At 46.5% G+C, this 20635-nt stretch carries 16 protein-coding genes; all 16 read right to left on the bottom strand.

Annotated elements, in window-relative coordinates; translation table 11 throughout:
- Nucleotides 1-81: 81 nt before the first annotated feature.
- Nucleotides 82-1626 (bottom strand): ribonuclease Y, encoded by a 1545-nt coding sequence (gene rny / locus NOM90_RS10345; protein ID WP_255941780.1) that lies wholly within the window; start codon nucleotides 1624-1626, stop codon nucleotides 82-84.
- 314 nt (nucleotides 1627-1940) lie between these two features.
- Nucleotides 1941-2732, bottom strand: a complete 792-nt coding sequence (locus tag NOM90_RS10340; RefSeq protein WP_255941778.1) for a regulatory protein RecX — start codon at nucleotides 2730-2732, stop codon at nucleotides 1941-1943.
- Between the two features lie 129 nt (nucleotides 2733-2861).
- On the bottom strand, nucleotides 2862-3923 hold the full coding sequence (gene recA, locus NOM90_RS10335; RefSeq protein ID WP_255941777.1) for a recombinase RecA: 1062 nt from the start codon (nucleotides 3921-3923) through the stop codon (nucleotides 2862-2864).
- 284 nt (nucleotides 3924-4207) lie between these two features.
- The gene (locus NOM90_RS10330) at nucleotides 4208-5473 is read right to left on the bottom strand and encodes a competence/damage-inducible protein A (RefSeq protein ID WP_255941776.1); all 1266 of its coding nucleotides are present in this window, start codon (nucleotides 5471-5473) and stop codon (nucleotides 4208-4210) included.
- A 42-nt stretch (nucleotides 5474-5515) separates the two neighbouring features.
- Nucleotides 5516-6091: a CDP-diacylglycerol--glycerol-3-phosphate 3-phosphatidyltransferase gene (gene pgsA, locus NOM90_RS10325; protein WP_255941775.1), complete on the bottom strand. Its 576-nt coding sequence runs from the start codon at nucleotides 6089-6091 to the stop codon at nucleotides 5516-5518.
- 203 nt (nucleotides 6092-6294) lie between these two features.
- A complete protein-coding gene (locus NOM90_RS10320; protein WP_255941774.1) occupies nucleotides 6295-6786 on the bottom strand; it encodes a YajQ family cyclic di-GMP-binding protein in 492 nt (163 codons plus the stop codon).
- Between the two features lie 89 nt (nucleotides 6787-6875).
- Nucleotides 6876-7979, bottom strand: coding sequence for a helix-turn-helix domain-containing protein (locus tag NOM90_RS10315; RefSeq protein ID WP_255941773.1), 1104 nt, complete (start codon nucleotides 7977-7979; stop codon nucleotides 6876-6878).
- A 22-nt stretch (nucleotides 7980-8001) separates the two neighbouring features.
- Nucleotides 8002-8769: a YmfK family protein gene (locus NOM90_RS10310; RefSeq protein WP_255941772.1), complete on the bottom strand. Its 768-nt coding sequence runs from the start codon at nucleotides 8767-8769 to the stop codon at nucleotides 8002-8004.
- Nucleotides 8770-8911: 142 nt separating this feature from the next.
- A complete protein-coding gene (gene ymfI / locus NOM90_RS10305; RefSeq protein WP_255941771.1) occupies nucleotides 8912-9685 on the bottom strand; it encodes an elongation factor P 5-aminopentanone reductase in 774 nt (257 codons plus the stop codon).
- A complete protein-coding gene (gene yfmH / locus NOM90_RS10300; RefSeq protein ID WP_255941770.1) occupies nucleotides 9685-10965 on the bottom strand; it encodes an EF-P 5-aminopentanol modification-associated protein YfmH in 1281 nt (426 codons plus the stop codon). The genes ymfI and yfmH overlap by 1 nt, the downstream gene beginning before the upstream one ends.
- A 2-nt stretch (nucleotides 10966-10967) precedes the next feature.
- Nucleotides 10968-12254: an EF-P 5-aminopentanol modification-associated protein YfmF gene (gene yfmF, locus NOM90_RS10295; RefSeq protein WP_255941769.1), complete on the bottom strand. Its 1287-nt coding sequence runs from the start codon at nucleotides 12252-12254 to the stop codon at nucleotides 10968-10970.
- Nucleotides 12255-12495: 241 nt separating this feature from the next.
- Nucleotides 12496-15036, bottom strand: a complete 2541-nt coding sequence (locus NOM90_RS10290; RefSeq protein WP_370866595.1) for an FtsK/SpoIIIE family DNA translocase — start codon at nucleotides 15034-15036, stop codon at nucleotides 12496-12498.
- Nucleotides 15037-15328: 292 nt separating this feature from the next.
- Complete coding sequence (locus tag NOM90_RS10285; RefSeq protein WP_255941765.1) at nucleotides 15329-17011, bottom strand: ribonuclease J; 1683 nt, start codon at nucleotides 17009-17011, stop codon at nucleotides 15329-15331.
- Nucleotides 17012-17393: 382 nt separating this feature from the next.
- Nucleotides 17394-18278, bottom strand: coding sequence for a 4-hydroxy-tetrahydrodipicolinate synthase (gene dapA / locus NOM90_RS10280; RefSeq protein WP_255941764.1), 885 nt, complete (start codon nucleotides 18276-18278; stop codon nucleotides 17394-17396).
- A gap of 47 nt (nucleotides 18279-18325) precedes the next feature.
- The gene (gene dapG, locus NOM90_RS10275; RefSeq protein ID WP_255941762.1) at nucleotides 18326-19546 is read right to left on the bottom strand and encodes an aspartate kinase; all 1221 of its coding nucleotides are present in this window, start codon (nucleotides 19544-19546) and stop codon (nucleotides 18326-18328) included.
- 15 nt (nucleotides 19547-19561) lie between these two features.
- Nucleotides 19562-20605 (bottom strand): aspartate-semialdehyde dehydrogenase, encoded by a 1044-nt coding sequence (locus tag NOM90_RS10270; RefSeq protein WP_255941761.1) that lies wholly within the window; start codon nucleotides 20603-20605, stop codon nucleotides 19562-19564.
- Between the last annotated feature and the right edge of the window lie 30 nt (nucleotides 20606-20635).

Genomic DNA, 20635 nt, shown 5'->3' with positions numbered 1-20635 from the left:
AAACGGCTGCGCCGTCCTCGAAAGGAAAAGCAGCCGTTTCTCTTATTCTTATCGCTGCGTATCATACGCTTAGTCGTAATCTTACTTCGCGTATTCGACTGCTCGCGTCTCGCGAATTACGGTAACTTTGATATGACCCGGATAATCCAGTTCATTCTCAATTTTCTTCGTAATATCACGCGCAAGCTTGAAGCTTTCGGTATCTCCGATTCGATCCGGTTGAACCATAACGCGCACTTCGCGTCCAGCTTGGATCGCAAAAGATTTTTCGACGCCTTCGAAAGACTCTGAAATCTCTTCCAGCTTTTCGAGTCTGCGGATATACGTCTCCAACGTTTCGCGGCGTGCTCCCGGTCTTGCTGCAGACAATGCGTCTGCTGCACCAACCAACATGGCGATAATCGAAGTCGCTTCGGTATCTCCGTGGTGAGAAGCAATACTGTTGATAACCACTGGATGTTCTTTGTACTTTTTGGCAAGTTCAACACCGATTTCTACGTGTGAACCTTCCACTTCGTGATCAAGCGCTTTGCCGATGTCGTGAAGCAGTCCGGCACGTCTTGCGAGCGTAACGTCCTGTCCCAGTTCTCCTGCCATCAATCCCGCAAGATAAGCCACTTCCATCGAATGCTTGAGTACATTTTGTCCATAACTTGTACGGAAACGCAGACGTCCCAAGATCTTGATCAGATCTGGATGCAGACCATGCGTGCCCACTTCGAACGTCGCTTGTTCGCCGTATTCGCGAATACGCTCATCGACTTCTTTACGCGACTTCTCCACCATTTCTTCGATCCGTGCCGGGTGGATACGACCGTCAGCAACCAATTTCTCAAGTGCTGTGCGCGCGATTTCACGGCGAATCGGATCAAAGCCGGACAAGATTACGGCTTCCGGCGTATCGTCGATGATCAGGTCGATCCCTGTCAACGTCTCCAGCGCCCGGATGTTACGTCCTTCACGGCCGATAATCCGACCTTTCATTTCTTCGTTAGGCAAAGTGACGACAGATACGGTCGTCTCTGCAACGTGATCCGCAGCGCAACGCTGAATCGAAAGCGAAATGATCTCTCTAGCCTTACGATCCGCTTCTTCTTTAGCTTGCGTCTCAATGTCTTTCATCATTTGGGCAGCTTCATGACGTGTTTCTTGTTCAACACTGCTCAAAATGATCGTTCTTGCATCGTCGGTAGTCAAGTTAGAAATGCGTTCCAACTCTGATAACTGTTCGGCGAGCGTTTTCTCTGTCTGTTGTTTGATTTCTTCAATGCGTTTCTCTTTGTTCGCTACCTGTTCTTCTTTACGTTCATGCGATTCCAATTTTTTATCCAGCGACTCTTCTTTTTGCAACAATCGTCTTTCCAGTCGTTGATTTTCATTCCGACGTTCACGAATGTCTTTTTCAGCTTCAGTTCTTATGCGGTGGACTTCGTCTTTCGCTTCGAGAACCGTTTCTTTTTTCAGTGCTTCTGCATCTTTTTTCGCATTTTCTACGATCTGTTCAGCAGCTTGCTCCGCACTGGAAATCTTAGCTTCAGCAATAGATTTGCGAATAAAATATCCAACCATGAACCCTAAGAATAAGGTTACGACAGCAACGAGAATCGCGATCCAGAGCTCTAACATTTCTGCTCACCTCCTCGTTGGTTCCTCCGAGATTGATCTCGGGATCATTCATTTGGTTTTCATACCCTCATTCGTCCATTCAAGGTACAGCTCAACGCTATTCCCATAAGGCAAGACGGTTGTCAACAACCGGCTGCCGAGCCCGTCTTTTACAAGCGGGGGAGAGTCAATTAGGCAGAAGCAATAGTCGGAAAAAGCACATTTTTGGAAGGAAAAAGGCTTTCGCTCAAACTACGTTCCTCATTTATTGTAGTCTTCGTCAAAAGTTATTGTCAAGCTATTGCCAAATTTGCTTGATACACAATTTTCAGTCTTCAATCGAATTCGGTTCCTAGCTCTTCAGCGTCTTCTCCTTCACGGCTTAATACGTTGTCTAACGCTCTGCGTACAAGCTCGCTGGAAAACCCTCGACGCATGACAAAAGCTGCTGTTTTGCGCTTGCGCTCCCATAATTCTCCTTTGGTCGTTCGCCATTTTTTAGCAGCCAATTCTTCGGCACTACGCAGTTCATCTTCGTCGTCGATCGCTTCTAGCGCTTCATCAATTAACTCCGGATTGATTCCTTTACGTTTTAACTCTTGCTTCACGACTACTTTGCCTTTTTTCTTATTGGTCACACGTTGCTTGGTCCATTCTTGAGCATAAAACGCATCGTCGATCAACTTTTCATCAATCAAGCGTTTGATCGTTTCTTCAATTGCCTGCGGATCTAATTCTTTTTCTAACAGCTTTTGCTCAACTTCACCTGACGTTCGGGCTTTAAAACTCAAATAATAGATCGCTTGGGCATAAGCAACTTGACGTTCATTATCGACAATAATATCTTGGACTGCTTTTTTATCGAAAAAACTACCTTTGGTCATGCCATAACGAATCATCGTCGATTCATGTACCGTGATATGACTACTGCCAAAATAAATACGGTAACTATTGATGGGACGCCGCAGCAGCTCGACTAGAGTGACTTCTTGCGCCTCTTCTTCGGGAAAGTCATGTAATTGGTGCATTCGTTCTTCACGGCGCTCTTTGCGGCTTTTTTCTTCGTTTGGATCATCGTCGTTTTTTCGATTCCGGCGATTTCCGTAGTTATTTTTTCCAAATGCCATTCGATCCCTCTTTTCTAAATGTAATTTAGATGTAAATAGAGCACCTAACTGAATAAAGCGCCCAAGCCGCAAAGGGCTGAGCGCTTCAAATCATTTCTTCGATCTTTCAATAGAAGATCTAAGAAGAGATTATTCCAATTCCAACAATTCTTGTTCTTCTTTTTCTTCGGCTTTTCTCTCAGCTTCAGATTGCTCTTCAACCGTTGTATTCAAATTGCTTGCATCACGAATTTTGGTTTCGATAGCAATCGCAATATCTTTGTGCTCTTTGAGGAACTGTTTCGCATTCTCGCGACCTTGACCCAGACGTTCGCCCGAATAGGAATACCATGCACCGCTTTTTTCCACGATGTCCAGATCCGTACCCATATCGATCAAGCTGCCTTCTTTCGAGATGCCTTCGCCGTACATAATATCGACTTCCGCTTGTTTGAACGGAGGAGCGACTTTATTTTTTACGACTTTAATCCGTGTACGGTTACCGACAATGTCGTTGCCCATTTTGATCGATTCAATCCGGCGTACATCAAGACGTACTGTGGAATAGAATTTCAGCGCGCGACCGCCTGGAGTTGTTTCCGGGTTACCAAACATTACGCCGATTTTTTCGCGCAATTGGTTGATAAAGATCGCAATCGTATTCGATTTGCTGATTGCACCGGAGAGTTTACGCAAAGCTTGCGACATCAGACGAGCTTGCAGACCTACGTGCGAATCGCCCATCTCGCCTTCGATTTCCGCTTTTGGAACCAAAGCAGCTACGGAGTCGATAACAATGATATCTACTGCGCCACTGCGTACGAGTGCTTCTGCGATTTCCAGACCTTGTTCACCGGTATCTGGTTGCGACAGCAACAGTTCGTCAACGTTAACGCCCAGCTTACGTGCGTATTTTGGATCAAGAGCATGCTCGGCATCGATAAATGCAGCTTGTCCGCCCACTTTTTGTACTTCGGCTACAGCGTGCAGAGCTACTGTTGTTTTACCCGAAGATTCCGGTCCGTAGATTTCAATGATACGTCCACGAGGCATACCGCCTGTTCCTAAAGCGACGTCCAAAGCGATCGAACCACTAGGTACAACCTCTACGTTCATATGCGTAGATTCTCCGAGCTTCATAACCGAACCTTTACCGAATTGTTTCTCTATTTGGCGAAGCGCCATATCAAGCGCAGCACGACGATCTGACAATATATCCACACCCTTATCTATTAGTATGATTTCTGTTCATTACATCTTTTCTATACCTTTATTATACTGCTTTTCACAGAGTTTGCCAAGCGTTTTTCGAACATATATTCGTATTTTTTTAGAAACGCAGAATCTTGGAATTTGCCTCGGACAAACTCCAAGTCGGAACTAAAAAAGCCCCCCAGTCCACAAAAAAACCGCAGGCAGTCTGTGGTTTGCCAGCGGTTCTTCCGTACTCTTATTGTATCAAATTCGATATTGCGGGTCAAACGCAGAAGCAGATTCTACGATTTTTTTTCGACTTGTACCAAACGTCTCCATAAGCGGTACAACAACGTTTTGGTCGAACGTTTGCGAACCGTGCTCCGATTGCCTTTGATTTGAAGTTCGAACACTTCGGTATCGCCGCCCTTTTGGGCAATCCCGATATATACTAATCCCGCAGGCTTGCGCTCCGAAAATCCCGGACCTGCTACACCGGTAACCGACAATCCAAAATCAGAATCGGTGATGATGCGAACTTGCTCCGCTAATACTTCTGCCACTTCCCGGCTAACCGCGCCGGGCGCATCGTCCCCTTCAAGATACTCGTGCGGGACATGCAGAAGCTTTTCTTTCATTTCGTTGGAATAGCAGACAATACCGCCGCGAAGTATTGCCGCACTCCCCGGGATAGAAGTCAGGCTTTGCATGACCATACCGCCTGTGCAACTTTCCGCGGCGCTGAGCGTCAATCCGAGATCCGCCATCATTTTAACGATCGTTTCTTCAATCGGAACATCTTCATTGGCATACATGTGCTCGGCAAGGCGACTTTGAATTTGAACTTCCAACGTATCGAGCTTGGTATTGGCTTCTTGAATATCTTCCGCTTTGGTCGATAAACGAATAGCCACTTCGCCTTCTTTGGCATAAGGCGCAATCGTCGGATCGGTCTGTGCGTCGATCAAATCCAGCAGTTTATCTTCGAGAGCCGATTCGCCGATTCCCGCAAATTTCAAAATCCGCGAATAGATTGGCATTTCACCTGTCAGCACTTGATGAAGAAGCCACGGCTTCGCTTCATCGGCAAACATAGGCTTAAGCTCGCTTGGAGGCCCGGGAAGGACAATATAATGATGGGAGTCTTCACTGATCGCTACACCTACAGCTAAACCTGTTGAATTCGCCAAAGGCGTACAGCCGTCGATCACCAGAGCTTGGCGCTTATTATTTTCCGTCATTGGAATATCGCGACCTGCGAAAAATTCGGTCAACTTATCCATAGCAGGACGGTCGGTACGTAGTTCGCGTCCAAGCACCTCGGCAATCGCGTCTTTGGTCAGATCGTCTTGCGTTGGACCGATGCCTCCTGAAAATACCAACACGTCTGCGCGACTCTGTGCTTGACGAATCGCTTCTTTGAGACGTTCTTTATTATCGCCTACGACAGTTTGGAAGTAGACGTCGATTCCGATCGCTGCTAATTCTTGCGATAAATATTGTGCATTCGTATTGACGATTTGTCCTAGCAAAATTTCGGTTCCTACTGCGATGATTTCAGCTTTCATGATGTCTCACACTCCAGTATCGAGAAGTAATTAGATCTCAAGTTATTTTAATAAATTACGGTTGCGTACAAAGTAATCGACTCCCGTATACACAGTCACGATCACTGCCGCCCAAGCGAGAATTTCAGCGGCTGGGAAGTTCCAGATCTCGAAAGGCAAGTTGTTGAGTAGCAAAAAGATAATCGCCGCGATCTGTAGTACCGTTTTGACTTTCCCGCCGGCTCCAGCAGCCATAACCGATCCGTCGAGCAACGCAATCTGCCGCAGACCCGTTACCGCAAATTCTCGGCTAATAATCACGATTGCCATCCATGCCGCAAGCTTGTCCATTTGTACCAATGAAATAAATGCAGCGGAAACCAATAACTTATCGGCTAGCGGGTCCATCAGTTTACCGAGGTTCGTAACGAGATTACGACTGCGTGCAATGTATCCGTCGATACCGTCCGTACACGAAGCGATAATAAAGATGATACAAGCGATCAGTTGCCCCCAGCTTAATTCGACGCCTCCCCAGATCAAAGGTTCCGGTAAAAATGGCAGATCAACCAGCAAAAACACCATCATGATCGGAATCATAAAAATCCGACTTAATGTAATACGATTGGGAAGATTCATTCTTTGTTCATTCCTTCCGATGTCTCATGATATATACCCGAATGCGTCTACGATCTTAACGCGCCGTTACAAGTATAATATCCGAAACTTTCAGTGTCAAAACGCTTGCCAACTTTAGCAGCTTTATACCTTTTATACGTTAAAACAACAAAAAAAGTCTTTCGTTCCCATGCTGGCAAACAAAAGACTCTTTTCAAAAAATATTATTTAAAGTTTGTGAATTGCAATTCGATCGGCAGATCGGCTTCGCGAAGCAATTTCATTACAGCTTGCAGATCATCTCTGCTTTTCGAAGTCACGCGAATTTGATCGCCTTGAATTTGGCTTTTGACTTTCAATTTGGAATCGCGAATCAACGTGTTGATCTTTTTGGAGCTATCCGATTCGATTCCGGATTTCAGTCCCAAACTTTGACGAACCGTATTCAGCGACGCGGATTCGATTTTTCCGAACTCCAGGTTTTTGAAAGGGACGCCGCGCTTGATCATTTTTGATTGAAGAATATCGATAACCGCGCCTAGTTTATACTCATCGTCCGATACGATAACCAACGAATCTTTTTGTAAATCAAAATTCGTTTTAGTCCCTTTGAAGTCAAAACGACTTGTAATTTCGCGCTCCGCTTGATCGATCGCGTTTTTCAATTCTTGCATATCCATCTTGGATACAATATCCATTGAGCTTTCTGAAGCCATGATTCATCTTCCTTTCCGAAATCCTATAATGTGTGGGCAACCTGCGAAGGGTCCGTGCTCGCACGAACCCTTCAGATGTCATTCTTTATTTAATTAGTCAAATTGACTTTGAAACGCGAAGTTGTTTTGCCGTCGGTGATTTGTTGACCATCAATTCGAATATCCGTATAAGGAGAATATCCTGATTTGATATACAGTCCTTGAGCATCCAAATCAAATGTCAAAGCTTCGCCTGCTTCGGTATTTTGATAATACAGACGTTCGCCGCTTGTGCTACCGCGGTACACTTCCAACCAACTCAAACCACTTGCATTGATCGTGACTTTGACTGCTCCGCCTTGTGCAGGTTGAGCGTTAAACACAGTTGTTTTACCTTCTTGTCCTGCCGGAGTGACAATAGTCGAACCACTTGTATTCGGTGTTCCAGCTGTTTCGCCTGTTCCTTCTTCACCGGTTTGTGTACCTTCATCCGTACCCGGTGTTGCTGGATCTCCTTCGGTTGTTCCGGTATCGGTGCCTGTTCCGTCAGCAGGAGGTTCTGTTGTGGTATCTCCTGTTGCGGGAGGCGTCGTGGTATCTGGAGTATCCGTCGCCGGTTCATCTGTAGATGTGTCCGTAGTCGGATCTTGCGTACCGCCACCTGTCGCCGGTGGAGTTGCCGTCTCGTCTGTCGCAGGTTCCGCTGTCGAATTATCCGCAGGTTGCTGCGAAGTCGCCGTCTCTTCTGTCGGTGTCGCTGCTGTTTCTGGTTTGTTATCTTTTGTGTTGTTGAAGTACACAATCCCTACAATCAGCAAGATTAAGATCGGGAACGTCCACATCAATGCAGTCGACAGTCCTTTGCTGCCTTCTCCGCGCGCGGAACCGCCACGAGAGCTGCCGCCATTTCCACCGCTTCCTCCGGATGTACGTGCGGAGCGTTTGGTTAATACGGGCTCCATCACATTTTCGGTTTCAACAGCAGGTACGTCTTTGGGATGGTTTTGAAGCAAAGCTTCAGGGTCCAGATCGACGGCTTCCGCATAGGTTTTGATAAAAGCACGCACATAGAAGCTTCCTGGCAAGACTTTAAAGTCCCCTTGTTCAATCGCTTCCAAATAGCGTTTACGAATTTTCGTGACTTCCTGTACATCTTCAAGCGATAGCCCTTTTTGCAAACGAGCTTCTTTTAACTGTTGTCCCAAATCGGACATTCCGTTCAGCCTCCTTCACTTTCTAAATATCGTCGGTATAACTGGTTGCGAAGGTATCGTATGTGATCTCTTCGTCTGGTGTACTGCGAAGTTCGATAATCATATCAAATTGAGCATAATCGTAATCCGATTCGCGCATAAAAATATCCGGGTGCTCGATGACTTTTGTGCAAGGCATTGCCATGATTTCATTCAACAATTGATAATGCTTTTCGTTCGAACGAATCGTACTGACAATTCCATCGATAATGAATACGTTATTTGGATTCATTTCGTCTTCCGACATTTGACTACGTACCGTTTGACGAAGTAGCGTCGACGAAACAAAAGTCCAATGCTTCATCGCGCAGACACTTCCGGCAATAATCGATTCGGTTTTACCTACTCGCGGCATTCCGCGCAGACCGATGACCTGATTGCCTTCGCGCTTGAACAGCTCACCGAGAAAATCAACCAATAATCCTAATTCGTCACGTGTAAAACGGAACGTTTTGCGGTCATCCGAATCTCGATCAATATATCTACCGTGGCGAACAGCCAAAATATCGACTAGCTTAGGTGGACGCAAAGCAGTCACCGTCACGCTGTCGACTTTTTTAAGCATAGCGCCGAGCAGTTGGATTTTCTCATCGTCTGTCGTCTCCAGCAACATACCGCGAGTCCGACCTTCTACGCCGTTGATCGTAATAATATTGACTTCCAGCATCCCCAGAATCGACGCAATATCTCCAAGAAGACCCGGACGATTCTTATGTATGCGATACTCCATATACCATTGTTTGGTTTCCATGATCCATCTCTCTTCCGTGGTCTGCGCAATTTTAAAGCTTACATTAGAGTCAAGGTATCGACCTGAACCTTCGTCTAATGATATTAAAAATGACGTTTAAACGCAAGAAACAGATTCTTCATTTTTGCACAAGCATTTTCAATCACGTAATCCAACCACCGTTTGGGCTTAAAATTTGTCCGGTCATATACCCCGATTCAGGTAAAGCCAAAAAGTGTACCGTTTCCGCAATTTCACGGGGTTCGGCAAGGCGCCCTGCCGGAATTTCTTCAGCCAGCGAAAGTAACTCTTCACTTGATAACGTATTTAACATCGATGTTCGTACTGCTCCCGGAGCCACCGCATTTACCGAAACGCCCGACAAAGCAAGTTCTTTGGCAAGCGCCTTGGTAAAAGCATTGATTCCTCCTTTTGCTGCCGAATAGATCACTTCGCAAGAAGCTCCGGTCAATCCCCATACCGACGACATATTGATGATTCGTCCGGATTTGCGAGAAACCATTTCTCCCATAAAAGCTTGGCTGCACAAAAAAGTACCTTTCAGATTCACATTCATAACGATGTCCCAATCCTCATCGGTAACGTCTTGCAACATCCCATAATGCGCAACACCCGCGTTATTGACGAGCACATCGGGGATAAACCCCGCTGCTTTCAACTCGTCTCGCATCCGTAACACTTCGGCACGTTGACTGACATCAGCGCGAGCAGTCAGCACTTCTGACGCTCCAATCGACGCGCAGCGATCTGCCGCAAGTCGGACAGCTTCCGCTGATTTTGAAAAATGTAAAGCTACCCGGCAACCGTCTGCGGCAAAACGTTCAGCGATCGCTGAGCCGATGCCGCCGGAAGCTCCTGTTACCAACACGCAAATATCGGACGGCTTGCGCCGCCCTTTTTTTTCGCTGCTTTCCATTATGCGCCTCGAACGATCGATACCGCGCGGCGATCCCAACGAATATGCTCACGCAAACGTTGGTTGACTTCGTCTAGCGTCATTTTTTCATACAATTCCAGTACCTCGAACAAATCGCCGCCCGCGAATTTATAACTGGTGAACTCATGCGCGATATTTTCCGGAGAATTCAGCATCCGCAAATAACCGCCGATTTTCTTTTTGCGCGCGCGTTCAAAAGCTTTTGCGTCAAAACCGGTCTCTGCCAATTTCTCCGATTCTTCTTGAATCCGCTGCATCAACAATTCCGGATCACGTGTATCTCCGCCGATAATCGAGAACGCATATTCAGGCGTCGCGCGGAAAGAACCTCCGAAGCCATCTGTAATCAGTGCTTCGTCATACAGTTTTTGATACAGAGGGGTGCTGCTTCCCAGCAACAGATCAAACATGACTTCTGTCGTTAAATCAAGCTTCATCAGTTCAGTTCCGCTTACTTTTGGCGCTGCTTCTTTGAAGCCGAACAGGCACTTAGGCAGCGATACCGGAAGATTCAATTCTTTGCGTTCATGCGCAACTTCTTCGGGTTCTGGATCAAAGAAACGTTCGATCTCGGCTTGCGGACCATAATTTTTGGCTGCTTGATTGCGTTTGACTTGTTCGATTACTTGCTCGGGATCGACACCGCCTACGACAAACAACAGCATATTGCTCGGATGATAAAACGTTTCGTAGCACGTATACAATGTTTCTTTTGTGATCTCGCTGATCGATTCGATCGTTCCCGCAATATCGATATGCACCGGATGCACTTGATATAGCGCTTCAATCAGCCCGTAGTACACACGCCAATCCGGATTATCTTGATACATTTGAATTTCTTGACCGATAATGCCTTTTTCTTTTTCTACGTTTTCGTCCGTAAAATAAGGATTTTGCACAAAGTCGATCAATGTCTCCAAATTCTGCTCGATATTATTCGTTGCCGAGAACAGATACACGGTCTGATCGAAACTGGTAAAAGCGTTGGACGAAGCGCCTTGCGACGAAAATTTCAAAAACACATCGCCATCCGGTTCTTCAAATACTTTATGCTCCAAAAAGTGAGCGATCCCGTCCGGTACGCGGTGTTCCGATTGACCGGCAACGCGGAAACGATTATCGACAGATCCATAGTTTGTCGAGAACGTCGCATACGTTTTTTCAAAACCTTCTTTAGGAAGAACGTACACGCCAAGACCGTTATCCAACTTTTCATAATACAACGTTTCTTGCAAATGTTCGTATAGAATACGCTCCATCGTTATTCCCCCTCTTTTCCGGTCAAAAAGTAAATCGTGTCTAGTCGGAAATTTTGAGCCGCTTCTGCGACTTGTTCGCTTGTCATTTGCTCTACTTGTTGAATCAATTCAGAAACATTGCGTTCACGTCCCGACAACCGTCCTCCAAAATCATGATGAATCATTTGGAATGCCGAGTCGCGAATCTCGCGCAAATCATTTCCAAGCATCGCTTGCGTCTGACGAAGTTCGGTTTCGGTAATTTCGCCCGCTTTCATCGCATCGAGCTGAACCCGAATGATATCTAGCGCACGATCATAATTGCTGATCTCGATACCGGATTGAATCGTACCGAAAGCTTTATGCGGCTCATATTGCGAAGAAGCATAATAGGCAAGGCTGGCTTTTTCGCGCACATTCTGGAACAGCTTGGAATGCGGATAACCGCCTAAAATCCCGTTATATACCAAAGCTGAGGCATAGCGATCATCGCTGTAATCGATCGATGTTTTGAATCCAATATTGAGTTTGCCTTGCGAGACATCCATCACTTCTTTGACGATATGCGGATTGCCTACGCCTTCGTTTTTCGCACTTTTTTCATATACATGCGGAGTATGCCCGGGACCTGCAATATCAAAATACTTATGCACCAGACTTCGAACTTCATCGAGTGTGGTATCGCCTACAACGTATAGATCAAGCGTTGCTTCCGACAACCACTGACGATAAGATTCGTGCAAAGCAGCAGCATCCAAATGCTCTAAAGCTTCACGTTTCCCCAGTGCATTCAAGCGGTACGATTCGCCGGCAAACATTTCTTCGACGCAGCGTACTCCGGCATAACGAGCTTTGTTATTGATAATGGAGTCGAGCTTTTTACGTACATTATCACGCTCGGCATCGACGAATTTGGATTTGAACACGCCATTTTCCAAAGCAGGACGCGTTAACGTTTCTCCCAGAAAAGCAAGCGAACTTTCCAATAACGGTTCATCAGTACTTACGAACGCGTCATTAATCGTGTCCATACGGAACTGAACGATTTGGCTGTTGTCCCGCTTATACACGTCAAATCCAAAACCTGCTCCATACAATTCTTCCAAACGCTCACGGAATAGCATCGTTTCTGGATACGAAGCATTGCCTCGACGTAATACAAACGGTGTTAAAGCGATCGGTGTTACTGTTTCTTCCGCAAGCGGCGCTCCGGCATATAAAGAAACAGCGAACGTTTTAAAACGTTTTGTCGGTAATACGTGAATCCGAATTCGACCTTCTGCTGTCCGTTCAAATCCTGAGGTACTCAATATGATCACTCCTTAGACTTTTGGCGAATTCTATTCTCTTACAATGTTGCTCCATTACTCTTTAACCATTCTTGACTATTCTATACTACCGTGAAGTCGGGAATCAACTGATGTCCATATAAGGTAGACGTTCTACACGTTCAAATCAAACTGTTTATATGAAAAAAAGTTCCGATAGCCGACAAAGAAAATGATCTTCTTTATCGTCTATCGGAACTTGATACAACCTAACTATTCGGTTTTAAGAAGTCGCAGCTCGGCTAGCTTGCCATTGTTCGATTGAAATTAAAACTTCACGCGGTTTGCTGCCTTCATACGGCCCGACAATACCGCGTGCTTCCATCGAATCGACCAGACGTGCGGCGCGTGTATACCCGACTCTCATTCGGCGTTGGAGTAATGACACCGACGCTTGTTTGGCTTCAACCACAATTTGTACGGCTTGATCATACAGTTCATCTAAAGCTTCTTCCGGCTCAAGTGCGGTATCGTCAATTTCCGGCACCAAATCTGTATCATATTGTGCTTCGGCTTGCCCGCTGCAATAGGCGACGATCTCTTCCACTTCATTATCACTCAAAAATGCACCTTGTACGCGAACCGGCTTCGAAGCTCCCATCGGCATAAAGAGCATATCGCCTCGACCGAGCAGTTTTTCGGCTCCGCCCATATCCAGAATCGTTCGGGAATCGACTTGAGACGATACGCCGAATGCGATACGTGACGGAATATTGGCTTTGATCACCCCGGTAATAACATCGACGGATGGACGCTGCGTGGCAATAATCAAATGAATCCCTGCCGCGCGAGCCATCTGTGCAAGACGTGCGATCGCATCTTCGACATCGCCTGCGGCAACCATCATCAAGTCTGCCAACTCATCGACAATAACGACGATATACGGTAGTACCGCGGAAGGATTGTCTTTCATCAATGTATTGTAGCCTTCGATATTGCGAGTTGCCGATTTGGAGAACAATTCATAGCGCTTTTCCATCTCGACCACGATTTTTTTGAGTGCCAATGAAGCTCGGCGCGGATCAGTGACAACAGGTGCCAGCAAATGCGGAATCCCGTTGTAGATATTAAGCTCGACCATCTTGGGATCGACCATCAAAAATTTCACTTCATCCGGCTTTGCTTTGTACAAAATACTAGCGATAATGCCGTTAATACATACCGATTTACCGGAACCCGTTGCACCTGCGACCAGCAAGTGAGGCATGCGAGCCAGATTGCCGACAATCGTCTGTCCCGAGATATCACGGCCAAAAGCAACGGTAAGCTTAGAAGCTGCATCGGCGAACACTGACGTATCCATGACTTCTCGCATCGTCACCATGGATACCTCGTTGTTAGGAACTTCGATCCCAATCGCGGATTTGCCGGGAATCGGCGCTTCCATCCGAATATCTTTGGCAGCAAGCGCTAATGCAATATCGTCAGTCAATCCAACGACGCGGCTGACTTTTACCCCTACATCCGGCTGAATCTCATACCGAGTTACCGCAGGGCCACGTACGACTTCGAGAACTCTGGCGCGAACACCAAAACTTTCTAATGTCGATTCTAGTTTCCGTGCAGTCTGCATATAATCTGCTTGATTGGCAGACGCATTTTCGTCAGGCTTAGGCAAAGCAAGAAGCTTAAGGGGTGGCAACTTGTAAGGCTTAGGCGGCGGAGTAATCGGCACTTCGGCTAATTCGCCAGCCGCTGCGGGAATCGAAGGATCAATAGGTAACTCGCTGATGTCATTGTCGGATGTTGCCGCTCCTTCTACTGCCGCTACCGCAGGAATCAGTTCGCTTCCCACTTCTTCGAAATCTTCCGCATCGTCGTCTACATCAGGAATCGTTGCTTCGGATTGGCGAGATTTTTCGGAACGAATATGCTCGAAAAAATCTCGGATAATCGGCGCGGCATACGCAGAATCCGGAGTTGGGACAGGCGATACTTCTGGCGTGACAACTTCGACGGGTAAATCAGAGAACTCGGTTTTACTTTTAGCTACAGCTACAGGTCGTTTGTACTCTTCTTTTGCAGTGAAATCGTCTTCCGTCGTATTCCCGTTTTGTTCCGATAAAGCTTGCCGCTTTTCTTCTCGCACAAGTCGTCGTTGTTCTTGAAGTTGCGCTTTTTCTTGAGCCCGAATTTCATTTTTTTGCGCGGCTTCAAGTTTGCGTTCTTCGGCGGCAAGACGATCTTCTTTCATCCGTTCTCCAGCAGAACGTGCCGCTTCGCCTGCTTTACGGCGTATCGCATTCATCATATCGACATAGGACATTTGCGTAATCAACATTAAGCCGATAATCAACAACACAGCGGAAGCTAATTTGGCTCCGGTTAATCCGACCATCCAATATAAAAGCGACAGTACTAAAGCTCCGAGATATCCCCCGCCAATCGGTCTTAAAAACGGAGTAATCTGGCTCATCTGAGTATCCGGTGCAATCAACGAAATATACAAATCATTTTGCACCGCAGATAAAATACCGCTCGCCGTCATTTGACCTTGCAATTGGATATGACTTTGCGCTTCCGCAATGGATAGCATCAAAACCCCCGATAACGAAACCAACAGTAAACCTGATTTTCGCGTGCTCCACCCATACGGCAATGCACGGCGAATCATGAGATATAACCCTATGTAAATACCGAGTACCGGAATAATTGCATACGCTTTGCCCAATACAAGACCAAATCCAGCGGAAAGCAACTGACCGATAAAAGCTTGACCGGACAATCCAATAACAGACAACGTAATTAAAATGATGCCGTAGATTTCGTATTTGAGAGCGCTGGCAAGCGAGCTATTTTTCTTCTTTTTACTTTTTGAAGCTGGTGATGATTTTCTAGCGGTGCTTGAACGAGCTTTGCCACTTGTAGCTCGCGTTCCTGTACTTTTTTTCTGAGCCACATTTTCCCCCCCTGACTTTCACGCACTCTTTTCATAATAGCACACAAGTTCGCCAAAAGGCAGAATAAACCTGATCTACTTTGACGCACAAAATAAACGTAAAAAAGCAGCGCTGCGTAATAAGCCAGCACTGCTAAATTGTTTTTATAATCGCTTTTTAAACTTCCATAATGATCGGCAAGATCATTGGGCGACGACGTGTTTGGTCGAACAAGAAACGTCCAAGCGAGTCTTTGACGCCTGATTTGAGCGAAGCCCATTCGTTGACATTTTCGCTCATCAAACGTTGCAAAGTACTCGTTACGACACGGTTCGCTTCATCCAGCAATCCTTCGGATTCTCGTACATAGACGAATCCGCGCGAAATGATATCTGGACCCGATACGATACGTCCATCTTGCTTGCTCAGTGTTACTACTACAACGAGAATACCGTCTTGCGACAACAGTTTGCGATCGCGCAATACGATATTTCCGACATCGCCTACACCCAGTCCGTCGATCAAGACGTTACCGGAAGATACTTTACCGGCTTTACGTGCTTCACCGTTTTGGATTTCAACGGTATCGCCGATATCGATTAGGAAGATGTTATCCGGATCAACGCCTACGGATTCACCCAATTGTGCGTGTTTGCGAAGCATACGATATTCACCGTGTATCGGGATAAAGAATTTAGGACGCATCAAGTTCAGCATCAATTTCAATTCTTCTTGCGAACCGTGACCGGATACGTGAACGCCTTTGTTCGATCCGCTGTAGATAACTTCCGCGCCGAGGCGGAACAACGCATCGATCGTGCGTCCCACATACTTCTCGTTACCTGGAACTGGCGTTGCTGCAATGATAACCGTATCGCCTGGCAAAATATCGACTTTACGATGCGTCGAACGTGCCATACGGCTCAGTGCCGACATCGGTTCGCCTTGGCTACCCGTGCAAAGAATCGCTACGCGATCTGCGCCAATACGGTTAATTTCTTCGGGCTCGATGATCATTCCTTCCGGAATTTCCAGATAACCAAGTTCAGAAGCGATCGCAACCACATTCACCATACTACGACCGATGACAACGATCTTGCGATCTGTTGCGATCGCTGCATTTACGACTTGTTGAATCCGGTGTACGTTAGACGCGAAAGTCGCGACAACAACGCGTTGACGAGCTTTACGGAAAATTTCTTCCAGCACGACACCAACATTGCGTTCCGAAGGGGTAAAGCCTGGTTTTTCGGCATTGGTACTGTCCGATAACAGAGCCAATACGCCTTTTTGACCGATTTCAGCCATACGTTGAAGATCTGCAAATTCATCGTTGACTGGCGTGTGATCGAATTTAAAGTCACCTGTATGAACCACGTTACCTTCTGGAGTCTCGATACATACCCCTACAGAGTCAGGAATACTGTGGTTGGTTTTGAAGAACGTAGCGGTCAGCGAGCTGCCCAGCTTCAGTTCCGAATCTGCGTTGATTAAAATACGTTTGGTTTCGCCAAGCAGATTTGCTTCGCGCAATTTGTTTTCGATCAGACCAAGTGTAAGCTTTGTCGCATACAAAGGTACATTAAGATGTTTCATTACGTAAGGCAGACCGCCGATATGGTCTTCGTGCCCGTGCGTAATGATAATCGCTTTCACTTTATCACGGTTTTCAGTCAGGTAACTGATGTCCGGGATTACCAAATCGATCCCGAGCATATCTTCTTCCGGGAATTTCAGACCCGCATCGATGACAACAATATCGTCTTCGTATTGCACAACATACATATTTTTACCAATTTCGCCGACGCCGCCAAGTGCGAAGATCGTTAACTTCTCCGCTGTATTATTTTTCTTAGCCAAGATAGGTAAACCTCCTAATAAAATCATAGTCTATTTTTATGAATTGTTGACGTTTGTTATTTTTCCGGTTTTTGGCATAGCTCGAACAAAGACTTCCACCGTCAATGATTCGAGAGGGCTTTTTATACAAAAAAGCCGCCCGATTCATCCGATCAAGCCAATGCACGAACCTCCGTCAAATATGGTTCGTGTTGTTTTTCTATAACCCGCACCCAGTCACTTGCGTCCATTATACATGAATGAAAACCCAAAATACAAGTCGAAAGCCCTGTCATCTGCTAACCTTTTGTAACAATTAGTTGGATACTCTACCGATTTTTTCATTTTCGATAGACGACAAAAAGCGCCGTTCCCTTAAGGAAACGGCGCTGAATCCAGCAGTTTAAGCAAAATCAGCCATAAACTTTTGGATGTATTTTTTTTCTTCGACCGTGGCATCGATCAATGGCAATCGAACACCACCAACCTTTAGACCCCGAAGGGTAAGTGCATATTTAACCGCTACCGGATTTGGAACCGGATGCGGGCAAGCGAACAGCCCTTTGAATACCGGTAACAACGAATGGTAAATCCGCGTTGCTTCGCGAGCATCTCCGGTTGCATGAGCGGCTAACATTTCACTCATCTTAGCGCCTACGACATGACTGGCTACACTTACGATGCCGTAAGCTCCAACAGACAGAGCGGGCAGCGAAGCGGCATCGTCTCCGGAATACACACGAAATCCTTCAGGTGCATTCGAAGCAATATAAGCGACCTGATCCATCGTCGCACATTCTTTGATTGCGATAATATTAGGGATTTCCGCTAATCTTAATGTAGTTGCACCTTCAAGATTAGACGCGGTGCGACTCGGCACATTATAAAGCATGACCGGAAGCGAAGTCGCCTCGGCAATCGTAGCAAAATGCGTATACAATCCTTCTTGATTCGGACGATTGTAATAAGGAACAACCAGTAACAGACCGTCTGCTCCCGCACGCTCTGCTGCTTGCGAAAGGTGAACGCTATGCTGCGTATCGTTACTGCCTGTACCCGCAATAATTTTGCAGCGACCTGCCGCATGCTGCACACTGACTTCAAGCAATCGAATCTTTTCTTCGTCGCTCAGCGTAGGCGATTCGCCGGTCGTCCCGAATACGACGATCGATTGCGTACGCTGCTGCTGGATCAACATATCGATCAGCGCGGGAATTTGCTCCCAAGCCACTTCTCCTTGTTCGTCGAAAGGAGTAACCATAGCGGTGATCAGACGTCCGAACTCCATTTTTGATTCGCTCCTTTTTTCGTACTTGATGATCGCTGTATTAAAAATTAACGATGAAGCTCAAAACGAGCATGCAGAGCTTTAAGTGCTTTGACCATGTCGTCTTTTTTCACAAGAACCCAAATCGTTGTGTTGGAGTCTGCCGACTGCAAAATTTGTACGCCTTGCATCGTTAATGCTTCGACGATATGCGACATGATACCCGGTACGCCGTTGATGCCGCCGCCAATTACCGATACTTTCGCACATCCACTTAATGCACGAGGGTCATAACCGATACTTCGCAGCGCAGTCAAAGCACGTTCCGCTTCGGAATCGAATACCGTATAGACGGCTCCAACCGGCGTCACGTTAATGAAGTCAACGCTGATCGCGTTTTCAGCCATCGCTTTGAACACATTGAGTGACAGCTGACCGCTTGGGTCCGGCTGTTCAACCGTAATTTGTGTCACGCTACTTACGTAAGCAATCCCCGTTACAAAACGATCCACAACGCCTGCCGATACATCGGCGAAGTTCTCAGGATGCGTAACAAGTGTTCCTTCTTCTTCCGAAAACGTCGAACGAACGCGAACCGGAATCTGTGCTTGCATCGCGATTTCAACCGCACGTGGATGAATGACTTTCGCGCCTTGATAAGCCATATTGCAAATTTCGGTATAACTCACGACTTCAAGCGGCTTTGCATCTTCAACCAAGCGTGGATCGGCTGTCAAAATGCCATTCACGTCGGTATAGATATCGACAATTTCAGCGTGCAAAGCAGCACCAAGCGCGGTTGCAGACGTATCGCTTCCGCCTCTGCCCAGCGTTGTTAGATCGCCGTATTCGTTTTGACCTTGAAACCCAGTTACGATTACGACGCTATGATCTTGAAGCTCGCGCAAAATACGTTCTGGACGCATTTCCAAAATTCGTGCATTCCCGAAATGACTGTCTGTCATAAATCCAGCTTGAGCGCCTGTCAATACCGTCGCATCGATACCTTCTTGATGTAAAATACCGCAAAGGGTCGTCGCAGAAATAATTTCTCCGCAGCCCATCAGTAGATCTTTTTCTTTTGCCGGAAGCGATTTTCCACTGGTTGAAGCTACCCATCCTAATAAGGTGTCGGTTGCATAAGGATCACCGCTGCGTCCCATTGCGGAGACAACAACGACCAATTGATAACCGGCAGCCAGTTCACGCTGAACGTGACGCACGACATGAGATCTTGCTTCTTCCGAAGACAGCGAAGTTCCGCCGAATTTTTGAACCCGAATAGCCATGTTTTCTCCTTTTCCTTAGCCCTGCTGCGAACGCGCTGCAATAATTTCTGCAATTTGCACAGCATTCCAAGCCGCACCTTTAAGCAGATTGTCCGAGACGATCCACATATTCAGCCCTGTTGGCGAATCCAAATCGCGACGCAAACGACCCACGAATACATCGTTTTTGCCTGCTGCATCTGTCGCGAGTGGGTATGCTTGATTGTCTGGATCATCGACTACCGTGATTCCCGGTGCTTGTTCCAGTAACGAGCGAACGTCTTGCAGATCATATTCCGAACCCAGTTCGACATACACAGACTCCGAATGGCCGTATACGACTGGAATACGCACACAAGTTGCGGTTACTTGGATGGACTCGTCACCCATAATTTTTTTGGTTTCGTTAATCATTTTCATTTCTTCGTACGTAAAGCCGTTTTCTGTAAATTTATCGATTTGCGGAATCGCATTAAGAGCAATTTGGTGTTTGACCGGAAGGGATGCAACCGGCAATACGTCCGGATTAACCGGTTCGCCGTTTACGATCGCTTTCGTTTGACGTTCCAATTCAGCGATCGCTTTCGCGCCTGAACCGGATACGGCTTGATACGTCGATACGATAATACGTTTTAGACCGTAACGATCTTGCAGCGGCTTAAGCGCCGCAACCATCTGGATTGTCGAGCAGTTCGGATTCGCGATAACTCCGTTATGTTCGAAAATCTTTTCTTCATTAACTTCCGGAACCACAAGAGGAGCGGTCGGATCCATCCGAAAAGCGCTCGTATTATCGATACAAACCGTACCGTGTTTAATCGCTTCAGGAACCAAGGCTTTACTTACGTCTCCGCCTGCACTGAACAACGCGATTTGTACGCCTTCAAAACTTTCTGGTTTTGCTTCTTCAACCGTTACTTCCTGACCTTTAAACATAATCTTACTTCCGGCGCTTCTCGCGGACGACAGCAGTTTCAATGTTTGGATCGGGAAATTTCGTTCTTCAAGCAATCTGAGAATTTGTTCGCCAACGGCGCCAGTTGCACCGACTACAGCGACAGTAAATGTTTGATTCGACATGGGGCTTGTCTCTCCTTTATCTAGGGCAAA

The organism is Saccharibacillus sp. JS10 (assembly GCF_024436065.1).
In the GTDB taxonomy this organism is placed as follows: domain Bacteria; phylum Bacillota; class Bacilli; order Paenibacillales; family Paenibacillaceae; genus Saccharibacillus.
The sequence above is the reverse complement of the archived record's forward strand: the minus strand, read 5'-3'. Positions and strand labels throughout refer to the sequence as shown.